Origin of the sequence: Nocardioides jensenii JCM 1364 = NBRC 14755 (assembly GCF_001552535.1) — a bacterium.
Lineage (GTDB): Bacteria > Actinomycetota > Actinomycetes > Propionibacteriales > Nocardioidaceae > Nocardioides > Nocardioides jensenii.
In genome coordinates, this window is sequence record NZ_BCRJ01000010.1 from 1 (window position 1) to 23,512 (window position 23,512).

Below are 23,512 nucleotides of genomic sequence, written 5' to 3' on the forward strand. Positions count from 1 at the left end.
GCGGTCGGCCCGGAGGCCGATCGTGGGGTGGCGGGTGTCGAGTCACGCGGTGGAGAGCTCATCACCTGCATTGTCGTCATACCCGTACAGGTGTGCCAGAGCACGGCCCAGATACCCGGGAGAAACAATTTTCTCCTTCTCCTGTATCTGGAGAACCAGACCCCACTCCTGAGCGTCGGAACACCTGAGGACACCGGGCGGGCGATCGAGCGACGTGGGGGTTCACTCGGCCGCACCGCCCGGTAGCCTCGCCCTCGTGTCTTCCCCCGCTGCCGCCCCGTTGACCGTCCGCACCATCACGCCCGACGAGCACCTGGCCTTCCTGCGTGAGCAACGCTCAGCGAGCTTCCTGCAGACGCCGGCCTGGGGCGCGGTGAAGGCCGAGTGGAGGCGGGAGTCGATCGGCTGGTTCCGCGGCGATGAGTTGGCCGGGGCCGCGCTGGTCCTCTACCGACAGCTGCCCAAGGTGAAGCGGTTCCTGGCGTACCTGCCCGAGGGTCCGGTGATCGACTGGAGCGACCCCAACCTGGCCGCCTGGTTGGCGCCGATGGTCACCCACGTGCGCAAGGCCGGCGCGTTCGGCGTCAGGATGGGGCCGCCCGTGGTGACCGTCCGCTGGTCCGCCGCGCAGGTCAAGGAGGGCATCGCCTCGGACGACGTACGCCGGCTCGGCGAGGTCGCTCCCCTCGAGCGCGGGATGGTCGGAGCCGGAGTGGTCAGCCAGCTGAACCAGCTCGGCTGGAGGCTCCAGGTCGCCGAGGGTGGCTTCGCGGCCGGCCAGCCGCAGTTCAACTTCGTGATCCCGCTGCGTCACGAGGACGGCACCCCCCGCACCGAGGACGAGGTCCTCACGGGGATGAACCAGCAGTGGCGGCGCAACATCAAGAAGGCGGCCAAGGAGGGCGTCGAGGTGGTGCGCGGCACGATCGACGACCTCGCCCTGTTCCACGAGCTCTACGTGCACACCGCCCAGCGCGACCACTTCACCCCGCGGCCCCTGGGCTACTTCCGGACCATGTTCGAGGCGCTGGGGAGTGAGGGTGGCGAGGACCCGACGGTCGAGATCCGCCTCTACCTGGCCCGGCACGAGGGCGCTCTCGTCGCCGCGACCATCTGGATCCGGGTCGGGACGCACAGCTGGTACTCCTACGGCGCCTCCTCCACCGAGAAGCGCGAGGTGCGCGGCTCGAACGCCGCCCAGTGGGCGATGATCCAGGACTCGCTGGCCGCCGGCTGCGACGTCTACGACCTGCGCGGCATCACCGACACGCTCGACTCCGACGACGCCCACGTCGGGCTGATCCAGTTCAAGGTCGGCACCGGCGGCGAGGCCGTGGAGTACGCCGGCGAGTGGGACTTCCCGATCAACCGGGCGCTCTACAAGGCGTTCGACCTCTACATGCGGAGGCGCTCATGAGCGTCACCCTCTACGTCGACGCGGCCCGGTTCCGCGCCAACCAGCACCGGATTCTGGCCACCCAGCCCGAGCTGGTGCCGGTCGCGAAGGGCAACGGCTACGGCCTGGGCAACGCCCGCCTCGCCGAAGAGGCCCGCGCCCTGGGCGTCGACACGCTCGCGGTCGGCACGTACGCCGAGCTGCCCGCGGTGGCCGACCACTTCCCCGCCTCGCTGCTGGTGCTGACCCCGTGGCGTGACTTCGAGGCACCCACCGAGCCGAACCCGCGGGTGATCCACACGGTCGGTCGGCTCGAGGACCTGAAGGGTCTGTTGGCCCGCGACCCCGAGGCCCGGTTCGTGCTCGAGCGGCTGACCTCGATGCTGCGCCACGGCTTCACCCCGCGCGAGCTGCGGGCCGCCGGTGACTTCCTGCAGAGCAACGAGTCGGCCGGCTTCGAGGGCATCGCCTTCCACCTGCCGATGGGCGGCGCCTCCCACCTCTCCGAGGTGCAACGGCTGATGACCGACGCCGTGGCCGCCGGGCTGCCCCCGACCACGATCTGGGTCAGCCACCTGACCGACGCCGAGCTGGCCCAGTTGGGGCGTTCCTGGCCCGACTACACGATCCGCCCGCGCATCGGCACCGACCTCTGGCTCGGTGACCGCGGCGCCTTCGCGGTGCGAGCCACCGTGCTCGACGCCCACGAGGTCGAGCGCGGCGACCTGTTCGGCTACCGCGGCCGGGCCGCGCCCAAGACCGGCACCGTCCTGGTGGTCAGCGGCGGTACCGCGCACGGCATCGGACTCGAGGCCCCGACTGGTGCGAGCACGATCAAGGCCCGAGCCGGGGCGATCGCCCGGGGTGGGCTCGACGCGGCCGGTTTCGTGCGGTCGCCGTACAGCATCGGCGGCAAGCAGCGACTCTTCGCCGAGCCGCCGCACATGCAGGCCAGCATGCTGTTCGTCCCGCAGGGGGCACCGGTCCCCGCCGTCGGCGACGAGATCGACGTGCGCGTGCGCTACACCGCGACCGCGTTCGACCGCGTCGTCATCTCCTGATCACGGGCCCGGACCGGGTCGTGGTGGGGGCGCAGGACGTCGCGCACCACGATCGCGACCAGATAGAGCTCGCACGCGATGCGCACCGCGATCGCCAGCCAGTAGAACCCCGGGTCGTCGCCGGAGCCCGGCTGCAGGTAGCCGCCGAGATACCACCACACGCTGGCGAAGTAGAGCAGCTCGCCGGACTGCCAGATGATCTGGTCACGCCAGCGCGGCCGGGCCAGCACTGCCAGCGGCAGGAGCCAGAGCACGTACTGCGGTGAGTAGACCTTGTTGACCAGCAGGAAGCCGGCCACGATCAGGAACCCGAGCTGGGCCAGCCGCGGCGTCTCCGGGGCGGCCAGTCCGATCAGCAGCACCAGGGCACACCAGGCGATGAAGAAGATCCAGGAGGACGTGTTGATCTCGTGCCAGCTGAAGGACAGGCCGGCCTGGTCGAGGACCATCCAGACACTGCCGAGGTCGGCCCCGCGCTTCTCGTTGAAGGTCCAGAACACCTTCCAGGCCGATTCCGAGGAGAGGTACGCCGGCGCGTTGGCCAGCACCCAGGCGAACCCGGCCGAGACGGTGACCTTGAGCAGGTCGGGCAACCTGCGTTGTCGCACGCAGATGATCAGCAGACCGCCGATCAGGAACAACGGGTAGAGCTTGGTGGCCGTGCCCAGGCCGATCATCACCCCGGTGAGCACCGGTCTGTCACGCGACCACGCCCAGAGCGCGCCGGCGACCAACGCCACCGCGAGCAGGTCCCAGTTCACCAGGGCGTTGAACAGCAACGCCGGTGACAGCGCGAAGAGGGCGGCGTCCCAGGGCCGGTGGCGATGGGTGCGGGCCAGGAACCAGGCGGTGAGCAGGGTGGCCAGGCCCAACAGCACCGCACTGACCGCGACGTACGTCGTGAGCTCGTCGAGCACGTCCGGGTCGGCGTACAGGTCCCCGAGCGGCAGCTGCGATCTCGCCGAGACGTCGGGGGAGCCACTGACCCAGTGCGTGGCCCAGGCCGCGCCCCACGCGAAGTAGGAGATGCCGACCGGGTACTCCATCACGTCGAAGCGGGCCCGGGACTCCTCGTCGGAGGTGTAGGGCCAGTTCAGCTCGACGAACCCGCGGCCGACGTACAGGTAGGGCAGGTCGGAGTAGCACATCTGGGCATACCGGTCCTGGCCGTTCATCCAGTTCTCGGAGTAGCAGGGACCCTTCTGCACCATGCCGAGCGCGAAGACCACCGCGGCCATCGCCAGGATCACCCGCACCGGGGTCCACCAGCGGTGCGGGGCCGCGTGCTCGCCGACGGGGCCGCCGACGCTCTCGCTCAGCGCCGCGGCGACCGAGTCCTCACGGGTCGGGGCAGCCACGTCCTGAGGGTGGGACTCAGAATCGGGAGGGCTCACCCTGGCTCATTCGCTCCGGGTGGCCGACTGCCGCGGCTTCGTGCCGTTTCCGTTGCCGTTGCCGGTGTCGCCACTCGCGGGATCGCTCGGGCAGTTGAGGACGGTGCAGGGCTCACCCGGGTCGCTCGTCGGCGGATCGGTGGTCGGCGGCGTCGTCGTCGGCGGGGTGGTGGTCGGCGGCGCGGACGTCGTCGGCTTGTCCGTCGGCTTCTCGGACTTCGTCTTCGACGGCTTCGGCTTCTCGGACTTCTTCGGCGGCGGGGGCGGCGGCGGCACGTAGGGGGCGTGGCCCTCGTCGGGCGCCTCACCGTCGACGAAGACCGGCTCCGGGAAGTACTCGACCTCCTTGCCGTCCATCAGGCGGCTCATGATCGCGGTCCAGGTCTGGGTCGGGTACGTCGCCCCGTAGAACGGCTCGAGGTAGCCCTCGAGACTCTCGTTGCCCTTGCCGCGCACGTACATCACGGCCGTGGCCATCTGCGGGGTGTAGCCCACGAACCACGAGGACGACACGTTGTCGTCGGCGTTCGTCGCCGTGCCGGTCTTGCCCGCGGCGGGACGGCCGAGCGACTGGGCGTTGGCACCGGTGCCGTTCGTGACCACCTCCTGCAGCGCGTAGGAGACGTCGGCGGCGATGTCCTCGTCGAGCACCCGCTTGGTGTGCACCTTGTGGCGGTAGAGCTCGGTGCCGTCGCGGTCCTCGACCCTCTCGATCATGTAGACCGGTGCGGCCTCACCGCCGTTGGCGATCGTGGCGTAGGCGTTGGCCATGTTGATCGGGCTGACCGTCGCCGAACCGAGCGCGATGCCGGAGTTGGCCTGCAGCCCCGGGGAGTCGCGCAGGTTGTCCATCGTCCCCTCGCGCTTCTTCCACTTCGGGATGCCCATCGCGTTGGCCATGTCGAGGATCTTCTGCGGGCCGTCGGGCATGGAGTCGGTCAGGTCGGCGTACACCGTGTTGATGGACTCCTCGGTGCCCTTGATCAGGTTGACCGACGACCCGTAGTCGGTGCCCTGGCCGTCAGGGCCGGTGCCCTCGTTGCGGGGGCCCTTGGTGCCGTTCTCGAAGTAGAACGGCGAGTTGCCGTCGAAGGTGTCCTTGAGGGAGAAGCCGGCCTGGATGCCCGCGGCCAGCGCGAACGGCTTGAACGACGACCCGGGCTGGCCGCCGGAGACGGCCCAGTTGATCTGGGACTTCAGGTAGTCCTGGCCGCCGTAGAAGCTGCGCAGGGCACCGGTTCCGGGTTCGACGCTGGCGCTCGCGACGTGGAGCTGCTTGAGGCCGTCGGGACGCGCCTCGGCGATGCCTTCCTCGGCAGCCGCCATCGCACTCTTGTCGAGGGTGGTGGTCACCTTCAGTCCACCGCCGTTGATCTGCTGCTCGTCGAAGCCGAGGCGGACCAGCTCCTTCTTGATCATCTCGAGCATGTGGCCGCGTTGGCCGGCGTAGGACCCTTCGGACTTGATCTTGGGGAACTTCGGCAGCCGGCGCTCGGCCCGGACGGCCTGCTCCTCGGTGATGGAGTTCATGTCGGCCATCTCGCCGAGGACGTAGTGGAACCGCTCCAGGAGCGCGGCCCGGTTGGCCTTGCCGTTGGCCGGGTCGAACAGGGTCGGGTTGTTGATCACCGAGGCGAGGACGGCGCTCTCTCGCAGCTTGAGCTTCTTGGCCGGCTTGTCGAAGAAGGCGTGCGCGGCGGCGTCGATCCCGTAGGCGCCGCGACCGAAGTAGATCGTGTTGAGGTAGCCCTCGAGGATCTCCTCCTTGCTCTGCTGACGCTGCAGCTTCAAGGAGACGATCGCCTCCTTGACCTTGCGGGTGTAGGAGCGCTCCTGGCTGAGGTAGAGAATCTTGACGTACTGCTGGGTGATCGTCGAGGCACCCTGCTGGGCGTTGCCCTTCGCGTTGCTGAACGCGGCCCGGAGGATGCCCTTGGGGTCGATCCCCTTGTCGGTCCAGAAGCTCTGGTTCTCGGCGGCGACGACGCCGTCCTTGATGCTGTCGGGCATCTCCTCGAGCGAGATCGAGTTGCGGTTCTGTCGGGCGTAGCGGCCCAGCTCGGTCTTGCCGTCCTGGTAGTAGACGTGGGTCGTCTCGGTCTGGAAGTCGGCGTTCGGGTCGGGGATGTCGATCGTGTTGTAGAGGACGACGAACGCGATCGCGCCGATCAGCACCAGCACGAGACCGCTGATCGAGGTCCACTTGAGCGTCTTCTTCACGCGTCGCTTCAGCGGTGTCTCCTCGGGCTTCTTCGCGGATGTCTGCTTCGGCGAAGAGGCACCGGCTTTGCGCTTTCCAGTCACGTGCGGGTCTCCGTGGGGGTGCGTCGTACCGCCGGGGGCACGGGTACGTCATGGGCCGATGGGAAAGAGTACGCGGCCCACCCTGGTTCACCCCGATCTGCGACGCGCAACACCCCGCGTTCACCCGCAGTTTCACGTGTCGGCGATATATCGCTACGATAGGTCGGTGGCAAGGCGCGGAGAGACGATCGAGCTGGCAGTCCTGGGACTGCTGCACGAGTCACCCATGCACGGATACGAGCTCCGCAAGCGCCTGAACCTGATGCTCGGATGGGGGCGGGTGCTCTCCTACGGCTCTCTCTACCCGGCGCTGAAGAAGATGCTGCGCTCCTCGTGGATCGAGGAACGCACCGTCACCGTCAAACCGGGAGCCGTGGTCAGCCGGCGGCCCCGGATCGTCTATCAGTTGACCGAGACCGGTGATCGCGAGTTCATCCGGTTGATGTCGGAGGTCGGTCCCACGGCGTGGGAGGACGACAACTTCGACATCCGGTTCGCCTTCTTCGGGCGCACCGACATGGAGATCCGTCTCCGCGTGCTGGAAGGTCGGCGTACCCGTCTCCAGGAGCGGCTCGACAGGGTCCAGTCCCAGCTGGCCCTGACCCAGAAGGAGATGGACCAGTACGCCTCCGAGCTGCAGCGTCACGGCGTCGAGTCGGTGGAACGCGAGGTCCGCTGGCTCTCCGACCTCATCAACGCCGAGCGGAACCAGCAGCAACCACCGGTCGAACCACAGACCTGAGCACCACCAGCACCACCCGAGCAAGACAGCACGAGCAGTCAGCAGGAACAAGCAGGACAGGCCCGAGGGCAGCATGCCCCGTCAAGAGCAGGAAGAGGAAACCGAATGGGTTCGGTACGCGTAGCAATCGTGGGAGTCGGCAACTGCGCCACCTCCCTGGTCCAGGGCGTCGAGTACTACAAGGACGCCGACCCGGAGAGCACGGTCCCCGGGCTGATGCACGTGAAGTTCGGCGACTACCACGTCTCGGACGTCGAGTTCGTCGCCGCCTTCGACGTCGACGCCAAGAAGGTCGGCTTCGACCTCTCCGAGGCCACCCAGGCCTCCGAGAACAACACCATCAAGATCGCCGACGTCCCGCCCACGGGCGTCATCGTCCAGCGTGGCCCGACGCTCGACGGTCTGGGCAAGTACTACCTCGAGACCATCGACCAGTCGGATGCCGAGCCGGTCGACGTGGTGCAGGTGCTCAAGGACAACAAGGTCGACGTCCTCGTCTCCTACCTGCCGGTCGGGTCCGAAGAGGCCGACAAGTTCTACGCCCAGTGCGCCATCGACGCGAAGGTCGCCTTCGTCAACGCGCTGCCGGTCTTCATCGCCTCCGACCCCGTGTGGGCCAAGAAGTTCGAGGACGCCGGCGTCCCGATCGTCGGTGACGACATCAAGTCGCAGGTCGGCGCGACCATCACGCACCGCGTGATGGCCAAGCTGTTCGAGGACCGCGGCGTGACGCTGGACCGCACCTACCAGCTCAACGTCGGCGGCAACATGGACTTCAAGAACATGCTCGAGCGCGAGCGCCTGGAGTCCAAGAAGGTCTCCAAGACCCAGGCCGTCACGTCCAACCTGACCGGCTCCCTGGCCGGCCTCAAGGACAGCCGCAACGTCCACATCGGTCCTTCGGACTACGTGGCCTGGCTCGACGACCGCAAGTGGGCCTACGTCCGCCTCGAGGGTCGCGCCTTCGGTGACGTTCCGCTGAACCTCGAGTACAAGCTCGAGGTCTGGGACTCCCCGAACAGCGCCGGCATCATCATCGACGCGGTGCGTGCCGCCAAGATCGCCAAGGACCGCGGTCACGGCGGTCCGGTGATCCCCGCCTCGGCCTACCTGATGAAGTCCCCGCCGGTCCAGATCGAGGACACCGAGGGTCGCATCCAGCTTGAGAAGTTCATCGCCGGCGAGTGACTCACTGACACCACAGAACCGCCGCTCATCCTTCGGGGTGGGCGGCGGTCCTCATTTCCCCACCACTCGTGCGTTCTGGTGTCGCGAGTTGTTGATTTTCGTTCTTCGAGTTGTTTGTTTTCGTACGTCGACGCGGTACGTCGTACCGATCGCGAACGGAAATCGCCGACTCAACTGACGAAGATCAACAACTCGACGCGCGAAACTCAACAACTCGTGACGTCACCCCACGACTCAGGCGAGCAGCTCGGCGAGCACCTCACCGAACTGCGTGAGCGCCCACTCGAGCTCGTCCTCGGTGATCACGATCGGCGGAGCCAGGCGCACGGTCTGACCGTGGGTGTCCTTGGCCAGGATGCCGCGCTCGAGCAGCCGCTGGCAGACCTCGCGGGCGGTGGCGACGTCCGGGTCGATGTCGATGCCGGCCCACAGGCCCTGGCAGCGGACCGCGGTCACGCCCTTGCCCTCGAAGCCGCGCAGCCCGGCGCCCAGGCGCTCACCCAGTCGACGGGCACGCTCCTGCATCTCGCCGGTCTCGAGCAGCTCGACGACGGCCAGCCCGACCGCGGCGGCCAGCGGGTTGCCGCCGAAGGTCGAGCCGTGCTGCCCGGGCTGGAGCACCCCGAGCACGTCCTTGTTGCCGACCACGGCGGAGACCGGGACGATGCCGGCGCCGAGGGCCTTGCCGAGCAGGTAGAGGTCGGGCACGACACCGACGTTGTCGCACTGGAAGGTGGCGCCGGTGCGGCCGAGCCCGGACTGGATCTCGTCGGCGATGAACAGGACGTTGTTCGCCGAGGTGATCTCGCGGACCCGAGGCAGGAAGTCGGCCGGTGGGATGCCCACCCCGGCCTCGCCCTGGATCGGCTCGACCAGCACTGCGACGGTGTTCTCGGTGATGGCCGCCTCGATCGCGTCGGCGTCGCCGTACGGCACGGTGGTGAAGCCGGGCGTGAACGGTCCGTAGTTGTCGTGCGCCTCCGGGTCGTCGCTGAAGCTGACGATGGTGGTGGTGCGGCCGTGGAAGTTGCCGGCCATCACGATGATGTCGGCCTGGTCGGCGGCCACGCCCTTGACCTCGTAGCCCCACTTGCGGGCCACCTTGATCGCGGACTCGACGGCCTCGGCGCCGGTGTTCATCGGCAGGATCATGTCCTTCTTGGCCAGGCGCGCCAGCGCCTCCGCGAAGGGACCCAGCGCGGCGGAGTGGAAGGCCCGGCTGGTCAGGGTGACCTTGTCGAGCTGCTCCTTGGCGACCTTGGTCAGCTGCGGGTTGCAGTGCCCGAAGTTCACCGCGGAGTACGCCGCCAGGCAGTCGAGGTAGACCTTGCCGTCGATGTCGGTGACGGTCGCGCCACTCGCCTCGGCGACCACCACCGGAAGCGGGTGGTAGTTGTGGGCTGCGTGGGCATCCACGACCGCGATGGCGGCCTGCTGTGCCTCACTGACTCCGGCGAGTTCGTCGTGGTTGGTCATGTCGGTGACGATAGTCACCCCGACCGGGAAATGACGAACCTGCGACCCGGCAAGATCAGCCCGCCGCCGCGCCACCCGTGACGGAACGCAACTGCCTCACGGAATCAGGTCGCCGATGCTGCCGAGGAGGCTGCCGCTCTTCTTCTCCGGGGCGGGCGGCGGACGCCACTCGTAGGCCTGGACCACGACGAAGCCCGGTCCGTGGAGAACCATCTGCAGCGCCTCACCCGAGCCACCGCGCAGCATCGAGCCCATGTTCATCGAGCTGTGCGTGGTGGGGGTCAGGTTGGCCGACCAGCAGACCGCGGCGTTGCGGTCGACGTACACGGGCTGTTGGGAGCAGTCGAGGACGATCGGCTTGCCGACCACGTTGATCGCCAGCGTGCCCGTGCCACCGACCGTGGTGTTGAACAGGCCGCCGGTCATCAGGCCGGCGCCCTTGACCCGGTTGATGTCCCAGGTCAGTGAGGAGTCGAAAGCGAGGAGGTTGCGGAAGTTGACGCTGATGCCCTCGTTCTCGAGGTGGAGCAGGTGGACGTAGCCGGCCTCGTCGGCGAAGTAGACCTCGCCCTGCCCGGAGACCCGCATCAACGAGACGTCCTCACCGGTGACGACCTTCTTGGCCAGCTTGCCCATCGAGCCGGACTTCTCGTGATGGAAGGCGAGCTGCCCCAGGAAGCCGACCATCGTGCCCTTGGTGGCCAGGACGTCGGGACCCAGGCCGACGCGCAGGGTGCGGTTGTTCTGCAGGGCCCAGCGCTCCTCGCTGCGCACCGGCAGGTTCTCGGCCTCGAAGATGCGGCTCTTCATGTCACTTGCCTCCGGCGGCGACCGGCGTCCACTCATAGGACTGGACGACGACGAACCCGGGCCCGTGGAAGACGTACTGGATGGCCTCGCCCGAGCCGCCGCGCAGCATCGAGCCCATGTTCATCGAGTTGTTGATGCCGGGGGCCAGGCCCGCGGACCAGCACACCGCCGAGTTGGGGTCGACGAAGACCGGTTGCTGCGAGCAGTCGAAGACGGTCGGCTTGCCGATGCACGCCACGGCCACGGTCCCGGACCCACCGACCGTGGTGTTGAACAGGCCACCGGTCATCAGGCCGGCGCCCTTGACCCGGTTGATGTCCCAGGTCAGTGAGGAGTCGAAAGCGAGCAGGTTGCGGTAGTTGAGGCTGATCCCCTCGTTCTCCAGCTCCATCAGGAAGACGTAGCCCGCGTCGGAGGCGAAGTAGACCTCCCCCTGCCCGGAGACCCGCATCAGTGAGACGTCCTCACTGGTGACGATCTTCTTGGCGAGCTTGGCCATCGAGCCGGACTTCTCGTGGGTGAACTGCACCTGGCCGGTGTAGGCCACCATCGCGCCCTTGGCCGCCAGAACGTCCGGGCCGAGGCCGACCCGCAGCATCTGGTCGTTCTGGAGGGTGAACCGCTCCTGGCTCTGCACGCGGAGGTTCGCCTGGTCGAAAAGGTCGCTCTTCATGGCGCCAAGCATGCCCCCATCGACCCCACCGACAAACCCTCGGTGCCCTCAGGCAGAGCGCTCGGCGTCGGCCTTGATCCGCTTCAGGGTCTGTCGCATGCCGCCACGCAGCTCCAGCTGGAAGGACTTCTGCCCGCCCATGACCGCCTTGATCAGGCTGTCGGAGATCTTCGTGGTCCCGTCCGGGACCTGACGCCGTTGCACCACCCGGGTGCCCCCGGCGATGGGCTCGAGCGTGAAGGACCAGACCGAGCGGTTGTCCTTGATCCGGAACGCGAACTCCCGCTCCGGCTCGAACCGGATCACCTTCGACCGGGTCGGCCAGACCAGGAGTCCGCGCCGGTTGATGTTGACCGTGCGGGTGCCCAGCGAGATGCCGTCCCCGCGGACGATCGTCTTCACCACCTGGGGGCTCCACGTCGCCATCCGCGGCAGGTCGGTGACCAGCGCCCACACGGCGGCCGGGTCGGCGTCGATCTCGATGGTCTCTTCGAGCAGTTCCAGAACCTCAGTCATGACGAGGGACGCTAGTGCAGGAACAGGAACGTGTTACCGGAGGGTCACAACGTGGGATCAACCCGCCGAGGCGACCAGCTCGTTCGGCACCACGGGGAGGTCGAGGGTGTCGGTCACCTTCCCCGACCCCAGGTCGACCACGTGGATCCTCGACGCGGCCGGGTCGGTGACGTACGCCGTCCCGTCGAGGACCTCGAGCGCCGGTCGCGGCTGCTGCCAGTCGACCGGCTCCCGCCACGCCTTGAGCACCGGGATCGCCGCGGTGATCTTCCCCGAGGTCACGTCGATGATGCGCAGCCTGCCGTCGGTGCCCAGCACCAGGCCCTCGCCGTCCGGCCCACGCCCGAGTGAACGGAACGTGTAGCTCGACGCCACGTCGACGAGTCGGACCCGCGCCGTGCGCGTGTCGATGAGGGAGACCCGGGTCGGTCGCTCGAGCTCGGCGTCCGGGTCGGTCTTGTAGTCGCCGAGCAGGACCGGCGAGGCCCCCGAGCCGGCCTGGTTGCCGATCCGGCCGTAGGCGTCGGGGCTGTCCGCCTTGGTGATCGTGCGGCCGTCGACGAGCAGCGCGCCGTCCTCGCAGCCGAAGACCGCGACGTCGCCGGCGAACGCCTCGCCGTGGACGCCCGGGCAGTCGTCGCTGGCGGCGAGCTCGTTGCCAGCCGCGGTCACCAGGCGTACGCCGGTGCGGGTCTCGCTGTCGCCGACGGTGTGGATCAGGTTGCCGTCCTCGAGTCGTACGGCGACACCGTGGTGCGCCTGGTCCGTGGCACCCGACTCGGTCTCGGGAGTGCCGTGCTCGAGGTCGTGGGGGTCGAGCTCGGTGAAGCTCCCGGTGCCGTCGTCGAAGAGCACCGTGTGGCCGCCGTGGTGCACGACGTGACCCGGCTCCTCGGCCTCGACGACGGTGCCGGTCAGGTGCGGCTCACCGGTGAAGGAGTGGCCGTGGTCGCCGTGACTGTGCGTCCAGCTGCCGAGGTCGAGGGCCTCGAAGCCGCGGCCGGTCGAGAGCAGGACGTGCCGGTCGTCGCCGGCCGGGTTGGCCCGCACGAACCCCTCGACGGGCTGGTCCAGGAGCACCTCGCCGTCCCGGGCCCGCAGGACCAGGACACCGCCGTCGTAGGTCACCGCAAGGCGTGGCTCGGGGCCGGCCACCTCGACCGAGCCGCGGTCGGGGTCCGACGAGGAGGCGGCCTCAGGCTCTCGCTCTCCGGTCGCGGTGCCACAGGCGCCAGCGATCAACGTGGCCAACAGGACGGGAATCATTCTCAACTTCTTCATGAGAATGATTCTCAGATTTGTTGAGAACGATTGTCAACTGAGGGGGTCGGGCGCCGGACGCCGGTGCGCCCGGCTCCCCCCGGTCTAGGAGGCAGGTTCGATCCCGGCCACCCGCCACGTCGACCCATCCCTGAGCATCACGAGGCTCACGTCCTTCGCGTCGGACCGAGCCTCGTCGGACGGCGAGCACTCCTCGGCGTCGGGCTCGTCGAAGCACTCCTGGGGAACGCTGACGTGACTGTCCTCGATGACGATCACCGCGACGTCGTCGAGACCGAGGCCGTCGAGGCCGGCCTGGCTCCCCACGCTCTCGACCTGGCTCTCGATGATGCCCACGTCATCGGCGCTCAACACCTTGTCCGGCTCCTCGGGCAACTTCAGGACGTCGTGCTCGAGCGCCCAGTGCTGGTCGTGCAGATAGTCCGCAACGTCGGTGCGCTTCGGGGAGAGGTCGGTCCAGAATCCCTCGGTGATGGTGTCCCGGTACGCATCCGCGTCGTCGTCACGCACGGCCGCAGCGAACGCTGTGTACGCCTCTTCGGCACTCGCGTGCCCGGCGCCGGTCTTGTCGTTCGAGTCGCCGTTGCCGCCGTCGTCGTCACCACACGCGGACAAGCCGAGGGCGAGGACGGCGCAGGCCAGCGCGGCGCCTGCCCGAGTGGAGGTACGGCGGGCTGGCACGGCGGCTCGATTGGTCACGAACGAAGGTTGTCCACACCGGACAGCGGTCAAACGCGGTCGGCCCACCACTGCACCAGCGCGGCGGTGGCGGCCTCCTCGGACTGCGGGCCCTCGTCCATGCGCAGCTCGAGCAGGAACTTGTAGGCCTCGCCGACCTCACGGCCGGGCGCGATCCCGAGGATCTCCATGATCTGGGTGCCGTCGAGGTCGGGCCGGATCGAGGCCAGCTCCTCCTCCTCGGAGAGCCGTTCGATGCGCTCCTCGAGGTCGTCGTACGCCTTGCGCAGCCGGGTCGCCTTGCGCTGGTTGCGGGTCGTGCAGTCGGCGCGGGTCAGGATGTGGAGTCGCTCGAGCTGGTCGCCGGCATCACGCACGTAGCGGCGTACGGCGGAGTCGGTCCACTCACCGTCGCCGTAGCCGTGGAACCGCAGGTGCAGCTCGACCAGCTTGGCGACCGCCTCGATCTGGTCGTTGGAGAAGCGCAGCGCCTTCATCCGCTTCCGGGTGATCTTGGCGCCCACCACGTCGTGGTGATGGAAGGTGACCACGCCACCGTCCTCGAAGCGACGGGTCTTCGGCTTGCCGACGTCGTGCATGAGCGCCGCGAACCGGGAGACGAAGTCGGGGCCCTGACCGAGCCGCGCCTCCTGGTCGATCGACTGCTCCAGCACGATCAACGTGTGCTCATAGACGTCCTTGTGGCGGTGGTGCTCGTCGCGCTCGAGGGCCAGCGCCGGCAGCTCAGGGAGGACGTACGCCGCCAGCCCGGTCTCCACGAGGAGGGTCAGCCCACGACGGGGGAACGGCGCACAGATCAGCTTGACCAGCTCGTCGCGCACCCGCTCGGCCGAGATGATCTCGATGCGGCCGGCCATCGCGGTCATCGCGGCGACCACGTCCGGCGCCACCTCGAAGCCGAGCTGGGCCGCGAAGCGCGCGGCGCGCATCATGCGCAGCGGGTCGTCGGAGAAGGAGTCCTCCGGGCGACCCGGCGTGCGCAGTGTGCGCGAGGCCAGGTCGACGATGCCGCCGAAGGGGTCCTCGAAGGCCCGCTCCGGCACGGTCAACGCCATCGAGTTCACGGTGAAGTCGCGGCGACCCAGGTCACCGACCAAGGAGTCGCCGTAGGCCACGTCAGGTTTGCGGGAGTCGGCGTCGTACTTCTCGGAGCGGTAGGTGGTGATCTCGACCTGCCACTCCCCCTTGCGGCAACCGATCGTGCCGAAGGCGCGGCCCAGGTCCCAGATCGCGTCAGCCCAGCCCTTGAGCAGCTTCTCGGTCACGTCCGGGTGGGCGGAGGTGGTGAAGTCGAGGTCCTCCTGAAGCCGCCCCAGCATCGCGTCGCGCACCGGCCCGCCGACCAGGGCGAGCTCGTGCCCGGCATCGCGGAAACGGGTGCCCAGCTCGTCGATGATCGGGGCGATCCGCTCGAGCTCCCGGGCGACGGTCTTCTCGACGTCACTGATCCGGATCGGGGAAGGCATGGCAGTTGGCACGGGAGACAGAGTAGTCGCCCGGCAGGCCGATAGAGTCGGCGCCGTGATCCGACCGCTGGCTGCCCTGAGCATGCCCGTGGTCTCTGTCGCGGCGGCCCTGATGCCCACACTGGCGCTGAGTGTTCCGGCCACGGCCACTCCCACCCACGCCTCCGCGACCACCCCCGCGACCACCCCCGCATCGGCGCCGGCTTCAGAGCCCGCGACGTCGCGGGTGTCCGGCGAATGGCCGACGCCCCAGCCCGCCGTGGAGCCCAGGCCGCCCGTGGTCTCTCGCACGGCCCAGGCTCGCGCGACCCCAGCCGTCGAGCCCGACCCTCTCCGCATCACGATCGACTCGATGACACCGTCGGTGATTCCGCGCAAGGGGCCGATCCGGCTCAGCGGCACAGTCACCAACACCAGCGACGACCTCTGGCGCGACGTCAAGATCTACCCGCGCATCTCCTCCTCGCCGTTCACCACCTCCGCAGAGGTCGGCCTGGCCGCGGAGTCCGACCCCCGGCTGCCGTTCGGCGATCGGATCACCACCGAGGGCAACTTCGACGAGCGCATCACCAGTCTCGAACCCGGGCAGTCGCGCACCTGGACGATCCGCGTCACGCGGGAGGTCTGGAGCTCACGGATCATCGGCACCGAAGGGATCTACCAGATCGGTGTCCAGGCCCTCGCCGCGACCGAGGACGGGGAGCGCCCGGCGAACGCGATCGGCCGGGCGCGCACGCTCATCCCCCTCGTCGACGCCGGCCACTCGGCCGTGCCGACCTCGCTGGTGGTTCCGGTGCGTGGCGCCGTACGCCGGCACGCGGACGGACGGGTCGCCGACCCTGAGAAGTGGGCCGCCATGCTCGAGAACGGGCGGCTCGCCCACCTCGCCGACATGATGGACGACTCCGCCTCCGCGCCGGTCACCTGGGCGGTGGACCCGGCCGTCGTCTCGGCCGTCGAACAGCTCGCCACCGGCAACCCCGCCCGCGAGCTCGGAGCACCCGACGAGGAGGAGCCCACCGGCGAGGACGAGGAGGCCGAGGCGGGGGCACCCACCACGTCCGCCCAGGCCTGGCTCGACGAGCTCACCTCGCTGTCCTCCACCAACGAGGTGCTCTCCCTCCCCTACGGCGATCTCGACGTCGCCGCCGCGTCGACGTACGACAGCCGGCTCTATCGCGTGGCCCGCAACCTGTCCGACGACGTGTTCAAGCGGTTGAAGATGTCGACCGTCCCTGCGGTGGTGCCGCCGTCCGGTCTGCTGCCCGCCGACGCGTTCGACGAGATCGAGCCGGCGACCACGATGCTGATGTCGGAGGAGGCGATCCCTGGGGTCGCGGAGGATCTCGAGGCCGACGAGTCGTTCGGCCCCTCACAGCTGACCTACGACGGTCACACCATGTCGTTGTACGACGCAGCCCTGCTCAACGTCCCCGAGGAGGAGGAGCAGAACGCGGTGACGGTGCGTCAGCGCATGCTGGCCGAGGCAGCGATCCGCTCGCTCTCCGGAAGCACCGAGCCCCTCGTGGTGAACCTGCCCACCGACTTCGACCCCGGGACATCGGGCGAGCAGCTCTTCGACGGACTCCAGCAGCCCTTCCTGGACCTGCGTCGGCTCTCGGCCAACACCGGCGGCACCACGCGCAACGTCCGGCACCTCGACTACCCGACCCGCCAGCAGGAGCGTGAGCTCGGCGGCGGCGCCTTCGGATCCGCACAGGCGCTGATCAACGCCGGCGCCACCCTCGACGACATCGTCGCCGGCAGCGACGGCATCGAGCGTCGCTCTGCCGAAGAGGCGCTGACCTACACCTCCTACATGGTGCGCGACGCCCAGGTCGCGGCCGAGCAGCTGGCCGGGAACGCCACCACCTGGTTGACCGCCCGGCTCCGGCTGATCACCATCGACGCACCGTCATTCGTGATCCTCTCCGCGGCCAGCGGACCGTTCGCGGTGAAGATCACCAACGGTCTCGACGTCCCGGTGACCCTGTCGCTCGAGGCCCGCACCCGCGACAACGTGGAGATCCGCGCCCCCGAGCGGATCGAGGTCGGCGCCAACGCGTCGCGCAGCATCCAGCTCAACGCGACCACCCACTCGATCGGGGTGCACCCGGTCGACCTGGTCGCCGTCGACAGCACGGGTCGCGCCCTGGGCAGCTCGGAGGAGATGAGTGTGCGCTCCAACTCGGTCGGCAAGGTGATCTGGGTGATCCTCGGGGTCGGGGTCGGCATCCTCTTCCTGGCCATCCCGGTCCGTCTGATCCGCCGCTACCGGAAGTCCCGCACTTCATGACCGCCTCGAAGTCCGTCCTCGGCAACAGCGCGATCATGGCGGCCGGGACGATGGTCTCCCGCTTCAGCGGACTGATTCGTTCGATCCTGCTGGCAGCGGCGCTCGGCACGGCCGGCCACGCCGACCTGTTCAACATCGCCAACACGATCCCGAACATGCTCTACATCCTGCTGGCGGGAGGCGTGTTCAACGCCGTCCTCGTCCCGCAGCTGATCCGGGCGATGAAGAACGACGCCGACGGTGGCGAGGCCTACACCAACCGCATCATCACCCTGGCCGGACTCTTCCTGGCCGGGGTCACGGCGGTGCTGGTCATCGCGGCGCCCTGGGTGATGGCGCTCTACCTCGACGCCGGCCATGCCGGGGCGGAGCGCGAGAGCGTGATCGACTTCGCCCGCTACTGCCTGCCGCAGGTGTTCTTCTACGGCATGTTCGTGCTGGTCGGGCAGGTGCTCAACGCCCGCGGCAGGTTCGGGCCGATGATGTGGGCCCCGATCGCCAACAACGTCATCTCGATGGTGGTGCTGGTGGCCTACCTCGTTGTCTTCGGCCCGTCGTCGACCGGCGCCTACAGCACTGGCGAGGAGCTGGTGCTCGGTCTCGGTTCGACCCTGGGCATCGCCGCCCAGTTCCTGATCCTCGTGCCCTACCTCAGGCAGGCCGGGTTCACCTACCGCCCCCGGTTCGACTTCCGCGGTTCCGGACTCGGCCACACGTTGAAGCTGGGCACGTGGACGGTGCTGTTCGTGATCGTCAACCAGATCGCCTACACGGTCGTCGTACGACTCGCGTCGGGCGGCACCGCCGACGGTGCCGGCGGCACCGGCTACACGATCTACTCCGGCGCGTTCCTGCTGACCATGGTGCCGCACGGCATCGTGACGGTCTCGCTGGCGACCGCCGTGCTGCCCGCACTGTCGGCCAGCGCCGCGGATGGGCGTCCGGCCGACCTGGCTCGCACCCTGTCCGACACCCTGCGCACCAGCCTGGCCTTCATCGTGCCGTTCACGATGCTTCTCCCCCTGCTCTCCCACGACATCGCCCGCGTCGTCTGGGGGTACGGCGCCGCGGCCGAGTCCTACGAGGACTACGCACCCACGGTGGCCCTCTTCGCCCCGGGCATCCTCTTCTTCACCGTGCACTACCTGATGCTGCGCGGGTTCTACGCCATCGAACGCACCCGCACCGTGTTCTGGGTGCAGTGCGTGATCGCGGTGGTCAACATCGCCCTGGCCGTCGTGCTCGTCGCGGCCACCGGCGCCGTCTTCACCGCCCCCGCCCTGGCCCTGGCCTACGCCGGTGCGTACGGCGTCGGCGCGTGCGGGTCCTACCTGCTGCTGCGTCACCTGCTCGGCGGCATGCAGACCCCGCGACTCGTGCGGTTCCTGGTGCGGATCGTCCTCGCCGGCGGCGGGGCGGCCCTGGCGGCGTACGCCGTGGCCCGTGGTTTCGAGGCGCTCTTCGGCGCCGGTGACGGACTCGTCTCGTCGGTGCTGTTCCTTGCCCTGGTCGCGGCCGTCGACGGCGTGGTCTTCCTCGTCGTGTCCCGCCTGATGCACATTCACGAGGTCAACGAGCTCGTCGAGACCGTGACGCGGCGCCTGCCGCTCCCCCGTCGCGGCTGACTTGCGTCCTACGATGAGTCCGTGCCCACGAGGGCACCCGCGATGAGGAGGGAGTCGTGATGGAGGGGTCGAGGCGGCCGGGCGACGTGATCGCCGAGCGCTACCGCCTGATCGACCTCCTCAACGAGGCGCGCGGCGCGTTGTTCTGGCTGGCCTGGGACAACGTCCTGGCCCGGCACGTCGCCGTCCACATCATCAGCGAGGACGACCCGCGGGCCGACGAGCTGCGGGCCGCCGCTCGCCGCTCGGCCCGCATCCTCGACCCGCGACTGCTCCGCGTCCTCGACATCGGCACCACATCGGGCGCCTGCTACGTGGTCAACGAGTGGGGTGAGGGCGTCTCACTGAACAACATGCTGGCCGAGGGACCACTGGCCCCGCGCCGGGCGGCCTGGCTGATCGGCGAGGTCAGCGAGATGATCGCCCACGCCCACGCCGCCGGTGTTGCGCACGGCCGGTTGGTGCCCGAGAACGTCATGATCGACAACCGCGGCACCGTCAAGGTGATCGGCTTCGCCGTCGACGCCGCGCTGCACGGACTGCCCGAGGGTCGTACGTCGACCGAGGTCGTCGACCTGGCCGGGCTGCTCTATGCGGCCCTGACCGGCAAATGGCCGGGCATCTCGACCTCGTCGGTGAAGTCGGCGCCGCAGCAGCACGGTCGCGCGCTGCGGCCCCGGCAGGTGCGTGCCGGGGTTCCGCGCACCCTCGACACCCTCTGCGACGAGGTGCTCAGCCCCTATCCGGGCCCGCACGACCACGGCTACGACTCGGCCGGAGCCATCGCCGCGGCCTTGATGGACTACGTCGGTGACCCGACCGCGATGGCCGAGGCCGAAGCCGCTCGTCACCGCGGCAACACCAACCCGCGGCTGCCCCGCATCGAGGCGCTGGTGCTCGCCCCCGATCCCGAACCGGAACCGGAACCCGAACCCGAGCCCGAACCCGGGCCGGTCACCGCGCCCGAGCCGGCGGAGGAGACCGTGGCCGGAGTCCCCGTGTTCTACGACGACGACGTGGACGATGTCGGCTGGGCCAGCCCGAACCCGGTCCCGCCGCCGCCCCCACCGCCCTTCGAGGAGACCCCCGAACGACCGCTCTTCGCACCCGACCCACCCGAGGGGCGGGCGACGCGGACGCCGCGCCCCCACGAGAACCACGACTCCGCCGCCTACTGGCCGTGGGAGACCGGCACCGGGACCGTTCCTCCGTCGCTGGATGCCGAGCACGACCACGAGGACGACGACTCCGTCCCCGGACGCAACTGGATGCGGACCGCCTGGATCATCGCGGCCTCGCTCCTGATCCTGGTCGCGATGCTCTACGCCTTCAACCGTGGCCGCGACTCGGGTGATGACTCCGACGCCGACGACGACGGGCGGGCCACGGGCACCACCGCCGGCAACGTGGTCCTGAAGCCGGTCGGGATCTCCGATCTCGACCCGTTCGGCGACCCGCCTGAGGAGAACCCCGACCTGGCCCGACTGGCCATCGACGGCAAGCCGTCCACGGTCTGGCAGACCTCGGGCTATCGGCAGGACTTCGGCCCCGGCGGTCTCAAGCCGGGCGTCGGACTCGTCATCGACCTGGGATCGAACAAGAGCATCGCCTCGGTGAGCGTCGAGGTGGGCGCCGACCCCACCGCCCTCGAGCTGTACGTCGCCTCCGGCCCCGAGGCGCCCGCGTCCGTCGACGGACTGGATCGTGTGGCCGGGGCCACCTCGGCCGACGGGCGCGCTCTCCTGCGGCCGAAGGAGGCCGCGCCCGGCCGCTGGGTCGTGCTCTGGCTGACCTCGATCCCCGGCGGCGAGGGCCAGCACCGCGGACAGATCTCCGAGATCCAGGTACGCGAATGACCCTGCCCGGCCCCCGCAGCGACCACGATCTGCTGCGCGCCCATGTCGACGGCGACCCGGACGCCTTCGGTGAGCTGTTCGGCCGGCACCGTGACCGGCTGTGGGCGGTGGCACTGCGCACCATGGGCAACCCCGAGGAGGCCGCCGATGCCCTGCAGGACGGCCTGATCGCCGCCTTCCGGCGTGCCGCCAGCTTCCGTGGAGAGGCCGCCGTGACCACCTGGTTGCACCGGGTGGTGGTCAACGCCTGCCTCGACCGGATCAGGGCCAACAAGGTGCGTGCCGCCGGAGCCCTTCCCGACGATCTCGAGACCTACGCCGGTCGCGGCTCGCTGAGCACGTCCGACCAGGGGCCCCTGCCCGAGGAGGCGGCCGACGTCTCGGAGCGCCGCCGAGTCGTGATCGAGGCCCTGCTGACCCTCCCCGAGGAGCAGCGAGCCGCGTTGGTGCTCGTCGACATGGAGGGCTACGGGGTCGCCGAGGCAGCCGAGATCCTCGACTGCGCCGTGGGCACGATCAAGTCACGATGCGCCCGTGGACGAGCCCGCCTGGCCCCACTGCTCGGGGTGCTGCGTCACCCGGAGGTGAGCCCGGACACCTCACGGAACCCACCGGCCACCTCGCCCGTCTCATCCTCGGACCCGCCGCGCGGTCCACCCGCCTGACTCCCGGTCTCTCGTCCACCCCAACCGTCCACGCCACCCGTGCCCGCCCTTCCCGTCCAGGAGGTGAATCGCCATGACCGAGCCGGAGCTCACTCCCGCCCAGAACGAGGCGGTACGCCGTCTCCTGTCCGACGCACGCCACGACCAACCCCTGCCCGACGACGTCGCCGCCCGGATGGACGACGTGCTCGCCGGACTGGCCCGCGAGCGCGCCGGTGGCTCCCCTGCCGAGACCGCGGACGGCTCCCGGGCTGACGACACTGGCGGCGCCCGTGCCGGAGTCGCTGCCGGCCCGGTCGTCGTACCCCTCGCCGAGCGGCGTGAGCAGGCCCAGCGGCGGCGCTGGCCGGCCGTCCTCCTCTCCGCAGCGGCCGTGGCCGCCATCGCCTTCGGGGTCACCCAGATGCTGCCCGGCTCCACCGACAACGACGGTGCCCAGGCGCCCGACGTCCAGAGCAACTCCGCCGAGGGGCACGCGAACGGCGACTCGGCCCCCGACATGTCGGCGTCCGAGGGACCACCGCGGGCGACGCCGTCAGAGGACGCCGGTCGCAGCCCCCTGGCGTCGGGTCCGATGCCCCGGGCGATGGACCTCAAGGAGGCCGAGGCCGAGCTCCGCGTCGAGCTGGGCAACGTCGAGTTGCGGGCCGGCAAGGCCTACAAGTCCGAGGTCACCGACAACAGCTCGTCGTTGAGGATCCGGAACTGTGGACCCACGCCACCTGTGCCCGACAGCTGGCTGCAGCCCGCGACCTACCGCGGCCGTGACGCCCTCGTGGTCTTCCACTCGCCCACCTCCAGCGGCCGCACCGTCGACCTCTACACCTGCGGCACCGGCGGCGGCCGATTCGTCGATTCGGTCACCCTGCCCGCCGGGGAATGACCCGCCCGTAGGATCGGTTGCACCCGACGTACCCAGATCGACCACCAGGATCGACCAACGGCCAGGGAGGCCTGCGCACCATGAGCACCGACGTCCGCAACGTGATCATCATCGGCTCCGGCCCGACCGGCTACACCGCAGCCGTGTACGCCGCCCGCGCCAACCTCGAGCCGCTCGTCTTCGAGGGCTCGGTGACCGCCGGTGGCGCGCTGATGAACACCACCGAGGTGGAGAACTTCCCCGGCTTCCGTGACGGGATCATGGGCCCGGCCCTGATGGACGAGATGCGTGCCCAGGCCGAACGCTTCGGAGCCGAGCTGATCCCCGACGACGTGGTCTCGGTCGACCTGACATCCTCCCCCAAGGTGGTCCGCACCGCCGACGGCGAGTTCCGTGCTCGCTCGGTGATCCTCGCCACCGGTTCGGGCTACCGCAAGCTCGGTCTGCCCAACGAGGAGGAGCTCTCCGGACGCGGCGTCTCCTGGTGCGCCACCTGCGACGGCTTCTTCTTCCGTGAGCAGAACATCGCCGTGGTCGGCGGTGGCGACTCCGCGATCGAGGAGGCCACCTTCCTGACCCGCTTCGGCTCCAAGGTGACCCTGATCCACCGCCGTGACGAGCTGCGCGCCTCCAAGATCATGCAGGAGCGCGCCTTCGCCGACCCGAAGCTCGACATCGCCTGGAACTCCGAGGTCGCCTCGATCAACGGCACCGACTCGCTCGAGTCGCTGACCCTGCGCGACACGGTCACCGGCGAGGAGCGCACCCTCGAGGCGACCGGCCTGTTCATCGCCGTCGGCCACGACCCCCGCTCGGAGCTGTTGACCGGCCAGGTCGACCTCGACGAGAACGGCTACGTCCTGGTCGACCAGCCCTCCACCCGCACGAACGTCGAGGGCGTCTTCGCCGCCGGCGACCTGGTCGACCACCACTACCGTCAGGCGATCACCGCGGCAGGCACGGGCTGCTCGGCCGCCCTGGACGCCGAGCGCTACATCGCCGCCCTCGACCACGCCGCGGCCACCGGTGCGGCGTCCGCCGAGGCCGAGACGATCACCCAGGAAGTCCAGACCGCCGGAGCCTGAACGCGCTCCTGACGCGACGGGCACCCGCCGTACGCCGATCCCTTCCGGACCGGGAATGATCGTCGGTGGGGTCGTGTTGAACCAGGTGCACGAACC

Annotated in this window: 20 protein-coding genes; 11 read left to right on the forward strand and 9 right to left on the reverse strand. The window is 69.3% G+C overall.

Translation table 11 applies throughout. The features are described from left to right. The 3 genes from NJ4_RS26330 to NJ4_RS05165 all read left to right on the forward strand — a co-directional run. Positions 1-246, forward strand: a 246-nt coding sequence (locus tag NJ4_RS26330) for a hypothetical protein (RefSeq protein WP_217996762.1), incomplete at its 5' end; no start/stop codon positions are given. 10 nt (positions 247-256) lie between these two features. Continuing rightward, positions 257-1,417, forward strand: coding sequence for a lipid II:glycine glycyltransferase FemX (locus NJ4_RS05160; RefSeq protein WP_067431356.1), 1,161 nt, complete (start codon positions 257-259; stop codon positions 1,415-1,417). After that, positions 1,414-2,457, forward strand: a complete 1,044-nt coding sequence (locus NJ4_RS05165; protein WP_067431230.1) for an alanine racemase — start codon at positions 1,414-1,416, stop codon at positions 2,455-2,457. Before NJ4_RS05160 ends, NJ4_RS05165 begins: the two co-directional genes overlap by 4 nt. Here NJ4_RS05165 and NJ4_RS05170 read toward each other — a convergent pair. Both NJ4_RS05170 and NJ4_RS05175 read right to left on the reverse strand, forming a co-directional pair. After that, positions 2,418-3,815: a glycosyltransferase family 87 protein gene (locus NJ4_RS05170; RefSeq protein ID WP_067431232.1), complete on the reverse strand. Its 1,398-nt coding sequence runs from the start codon at positions 3,813-3,815 to the stop codon at positions 2,418-2,420. The two genes, NJ4_RS05165 and NJ4_RS05170, sit on opposite strands and share 40 nt — an antisense overlap. Before the next feature lie 42 nt (positions 3,816-3,857). Beyond that, the gene (locus NJ4_RS05175; RefSeq protein ID WP_067431235.1) at positions 3,858-6,155 is read right to left on the reverse strand and encodes a transglycosylase domain-containing protein; all 2,298 of its coding nucleotides are present in this window, start codon (positions 6,153-6,155) and stop codon (positions 3,858-3,860) included. 166 nt (positions 6,156-6,321) lie between these two features. Between NJ4_RS05175 and NJ4_RS05180 the strand changes: the two genes are divergently transcribed. Both NJ4_RS05180 and NJ4_RS05185 read left to right on the forward strand, forming a co-directional pair. Further along, a complete protein-coding gene (locus NJ4_RS05180) occupies positions 6,322-6,897 on the forward strand; it encodes a PadR family transcriptional regulator (RefSeq protein ID WP_067431238.1) in 576 nt (191 codons plus the stop codon). A gap of 105 nt (positions 6,898-7,002) precedes the next feature. Then, positions 7,003-8,085, forward strand: coding sequence for an inositol-3-phosphate synthase (locus NJ4_RS05185; protein WP_067431241.1), 1,083 nt, complete (start codon positions 7,003-7,005; stop codon positions 8,083-8,085). 234 nt (positions 8,086-8,319) lie between these two features. Here the strand turns inward: NJ4_RS05185 and rocD are convergent, their stop codons facing one another. The 7 genes from rocD to NJ4_RS05220 form a co-directional block, all read right to left on the reverse strand. Further along, a complete protein-coding gene (gene rocD, locus NJ4_RS05190) occupies positions 8,320-9,561 on the reverse strand; it encodes an ornithine--oxo-acid transaminase (protein ID WP_067431244.1) in 1,242 nt (413 codons plus the stop codon). A gap of 96 nt (positions 9,562-9,657) precedes the next feature. Continuing rightward, positions 9,658-10,371, reverse strand: coding sequence for an AIM24 family protein (locus tag NJ4_RS05195; protein ID WP_067431247.1), 714 nt, complete (start codon positions 10,369-10,371; stop codon positions 9,658-9,660). Position 10,372: 1 nt separating this feature from the next. Beyond that, on the reverse strand, positions 10,373-11,044 hold the full coding sequence (locus NJ4_RS05200) for an AIM24 family protein (RefSeq protein ID WP_067431359.1): 672 nt from the start codon (positions 11,042-11,044) through the stop codon (positions 10,373-10,375). 48 nt (positions 11,045-11,092) lie between these two features. Further along, positions 11,093-11,560 (reverse strand): SRPBCC family protein, encoded by a 468-nt coding sequence (locus tag NJ4_RS05205; protein ID WP_067431250.1) that lies wholly within the window; start codon positions 11,558-11,560, stop codon positions 11,093-11,095. Positions 11,561-11,617: 57 nt separating this feature from the next. Continuing rightward, a complete protein-coding gene (gene aztD, locus NJ4_RS05210; protein ID WP_067431252.1) occupies positions 11,618-12,841 on the reverse strand; it encodes a zinc metallochaperone AztD in 1,224 nt (407 codons plus the stop codon). An 84-nt stretch (positions 12,842-12,925) separates the two neighbouring features. Beyond that, on the reverse strand, positions 12,926-13,540 hold the full coding sequence (locus NJ4_RS05215) for a hypothetical protein (RefSeq protein ID WP_067431254.1): 615 nt from the start codon (positions 13,538-13,540) through the stop codon (positions 12,926-12,928). Positions 13,541-13,569: 29 nt separating this feature from the next. Continuing rightward, positions 13,570-15,006, reverse strand: coding sequence for a CCA tRNA nucleotidyltransferase (locus NJ4_RS05220; protein WP_067431257.1), 1,437 nt, complete (start codon positions 15,004-15,006; stop codon positions 13,570-13,572). 55 nt (positions 15,007-15,061) lie between these two features. Here NJ4_RS05220 and NJ4_RS05225 point away from each other — a divergent pair, with 55 nt between their 5' ends. The 6 genes from NJ4_RS05225 (at position 15,062) to trxB (ending at position 23,416) form a co-directional block, all read left to right on the forward strand. Beyond that, positions 15,062-17,302 carry a hypothetical protein gene (locus tag NJ4_RS05225; protein WP_157550761.1) on the forward strand — a complete coding sequence of 747 codons (2,241 nt, stop codon included), beginning with the start codon at positions 15,062-15,064 and terminating at the stop codon, positions 17,300-17,302. After that, a complete protein-coding gene (gene murJ / locus NJ4_RS05230) occupies positions 17,299-18,927 on the forward strand; it encodes a murein biosynthesis integral membrane protein MurJ (RefSeq protein ID WP_067431264.1) in 1,629 nt (542 codons plus the stop codon). The genes NJ4_RS05225 and murJ overlap by 4 nt, the downstream gene beginning before the upstream one ends. Positions 18,928-18,986: 59 nt before the next feature. After that, positions 18,987-20,783 (forward strand): protein kinase family protein, encoded by a 1,797-nt coding sequence (locus NJ4_RS05235; protein WP_067431267.1) that lies wholly within the window; start codon positions 18,987-18,989, stop codon positions 20,781-20,783. After that, positions 20,780-21,448: an RNA polymerase sigma factor SigM gene (gene sigM, locus NJ4_RS05240; protein ID WP_067431270.1), complete on the forward strand. Its 669-nt coding sequence runs from the start codon at positions 20,780-20,782 to the stop codon at positions 21,446-21,448. Before NJ4_RS05235 ends, sigM begins: the two co-directional genes overlap by 4 nt. A gap of 73 nt (positions 21,449-21,521) precedes the next feature. Next, positions 21,522-22,331 carry a hypothetical protein gene (locus NJ4_RS05245; protein ID WP_067431273.1) on the forward strand — a complete coding sequence of 270 codons (810 nt, stop codon included), beginning with the start codon at positions 21,522-21,524 and terminating at the stop codon, positions 22,329-22,331. 80 nt (positions 22,332-22,411) lie between these two features. Further along, complete coding sequence (gene trxB / locus NJ4_RS05250) at positions 22,412-23,416, forward strand: thioredoxin-disulfide reductase (protein ID WP_067431276.1); 1,005 nt, start codon at positions 22,412-22,414, stop codon at positions 23,414-23,416. The last annotated feature ends 96 nt before the right edge of the window (positions 23,417-23,512 follow it).

Coding starts and splice junctions, on each gene's coding strand:
- NJ4_RS05165 (WP_067431230.1), top strand. CDS start 1,414: ATGAGCGTCACCCTCTACGTCGACGCGGCCCGGTTCCGCGCCAACCAG.
- NJ4_RS05185 (WP_067431241.1), top strand. CDS start 7,003: ATGGGTTCGGTACGCGTAGCAATCGTGGGAGTCGGCAACTGCGCCACC.
- rocD (WP_067431244.1), bottom strand. CDS start 9,561: ATGACCAACCACGACGAACTCGCCGGAGTCAGTGAGGCACAGCAGGCC.
- NJ4_RS05195 (WP_067431247.1), bottom strand. CDS start 10,371: ATGAAGAGCCGCATCTTCGAGGCCGAGAACCTGCCGGTGCGCAGCGAG.
- NJ4_RS05200 (WP_067431359.1), bottom strand. CDS start 11,044: ATGAAGAGCGACCTTTTCGACCAGGCGAACCTCCGCGTGCAGAGCCAG.
- NJ4_RS05205 (WP_067431250.1), bottom strand. CDS start 11,560: ATGACTGAGGTTCTGGAACTGCTCGAAGAGACCATCGAGATCGACGCC.
- aztD (WP_067431252.1), bottom strand. CDS start 12,841: ATGAAGAAGTTGAGAATGATTCCCGTCCTGTTGGCCACGTTGATCGCT.
- NJ4_RS05220 (WP_067431257.1), bottom strand. CDS start 15,006: ATGCCTTCCCCGATCCGGATCAGTGACGTCGAGAAGACCGTCGCCCGG.
- murJ (WP_067431264.1), top strand. CDS start 17,299: ATGACCGCCTCGAAGTCCGTCCTCGGCAACAGCGCGATCATGGCGGCC.
- NJ4_RS05235 (WP_067431267.1), top strand. CDS start 18,987: ATGGAGGGGTCGAGGCGGCCGGGCGACGTGATCGCCGAGCGCTACCGC.
- sigM (WP_067431270.1), top strand. CDS start 20,780: ATGACCCTGCCCGGCCCCCGCAGCGACCACGATCTGCTGCGCGCCCAT.
- NJ4_RS05245 (WP_067431273.1), top strand. CDS start 21,522: ATGACCGAGCCGGAGCTCACTCCCGCCCAGAACGAGGCGGTACGCCGT.
- trxB (WP_067431276.1), top strand. CDS start 22,412: ATGAGCACCGACGTCCGCAACGTGATCATCATCGGCTCCGGCCCGACC.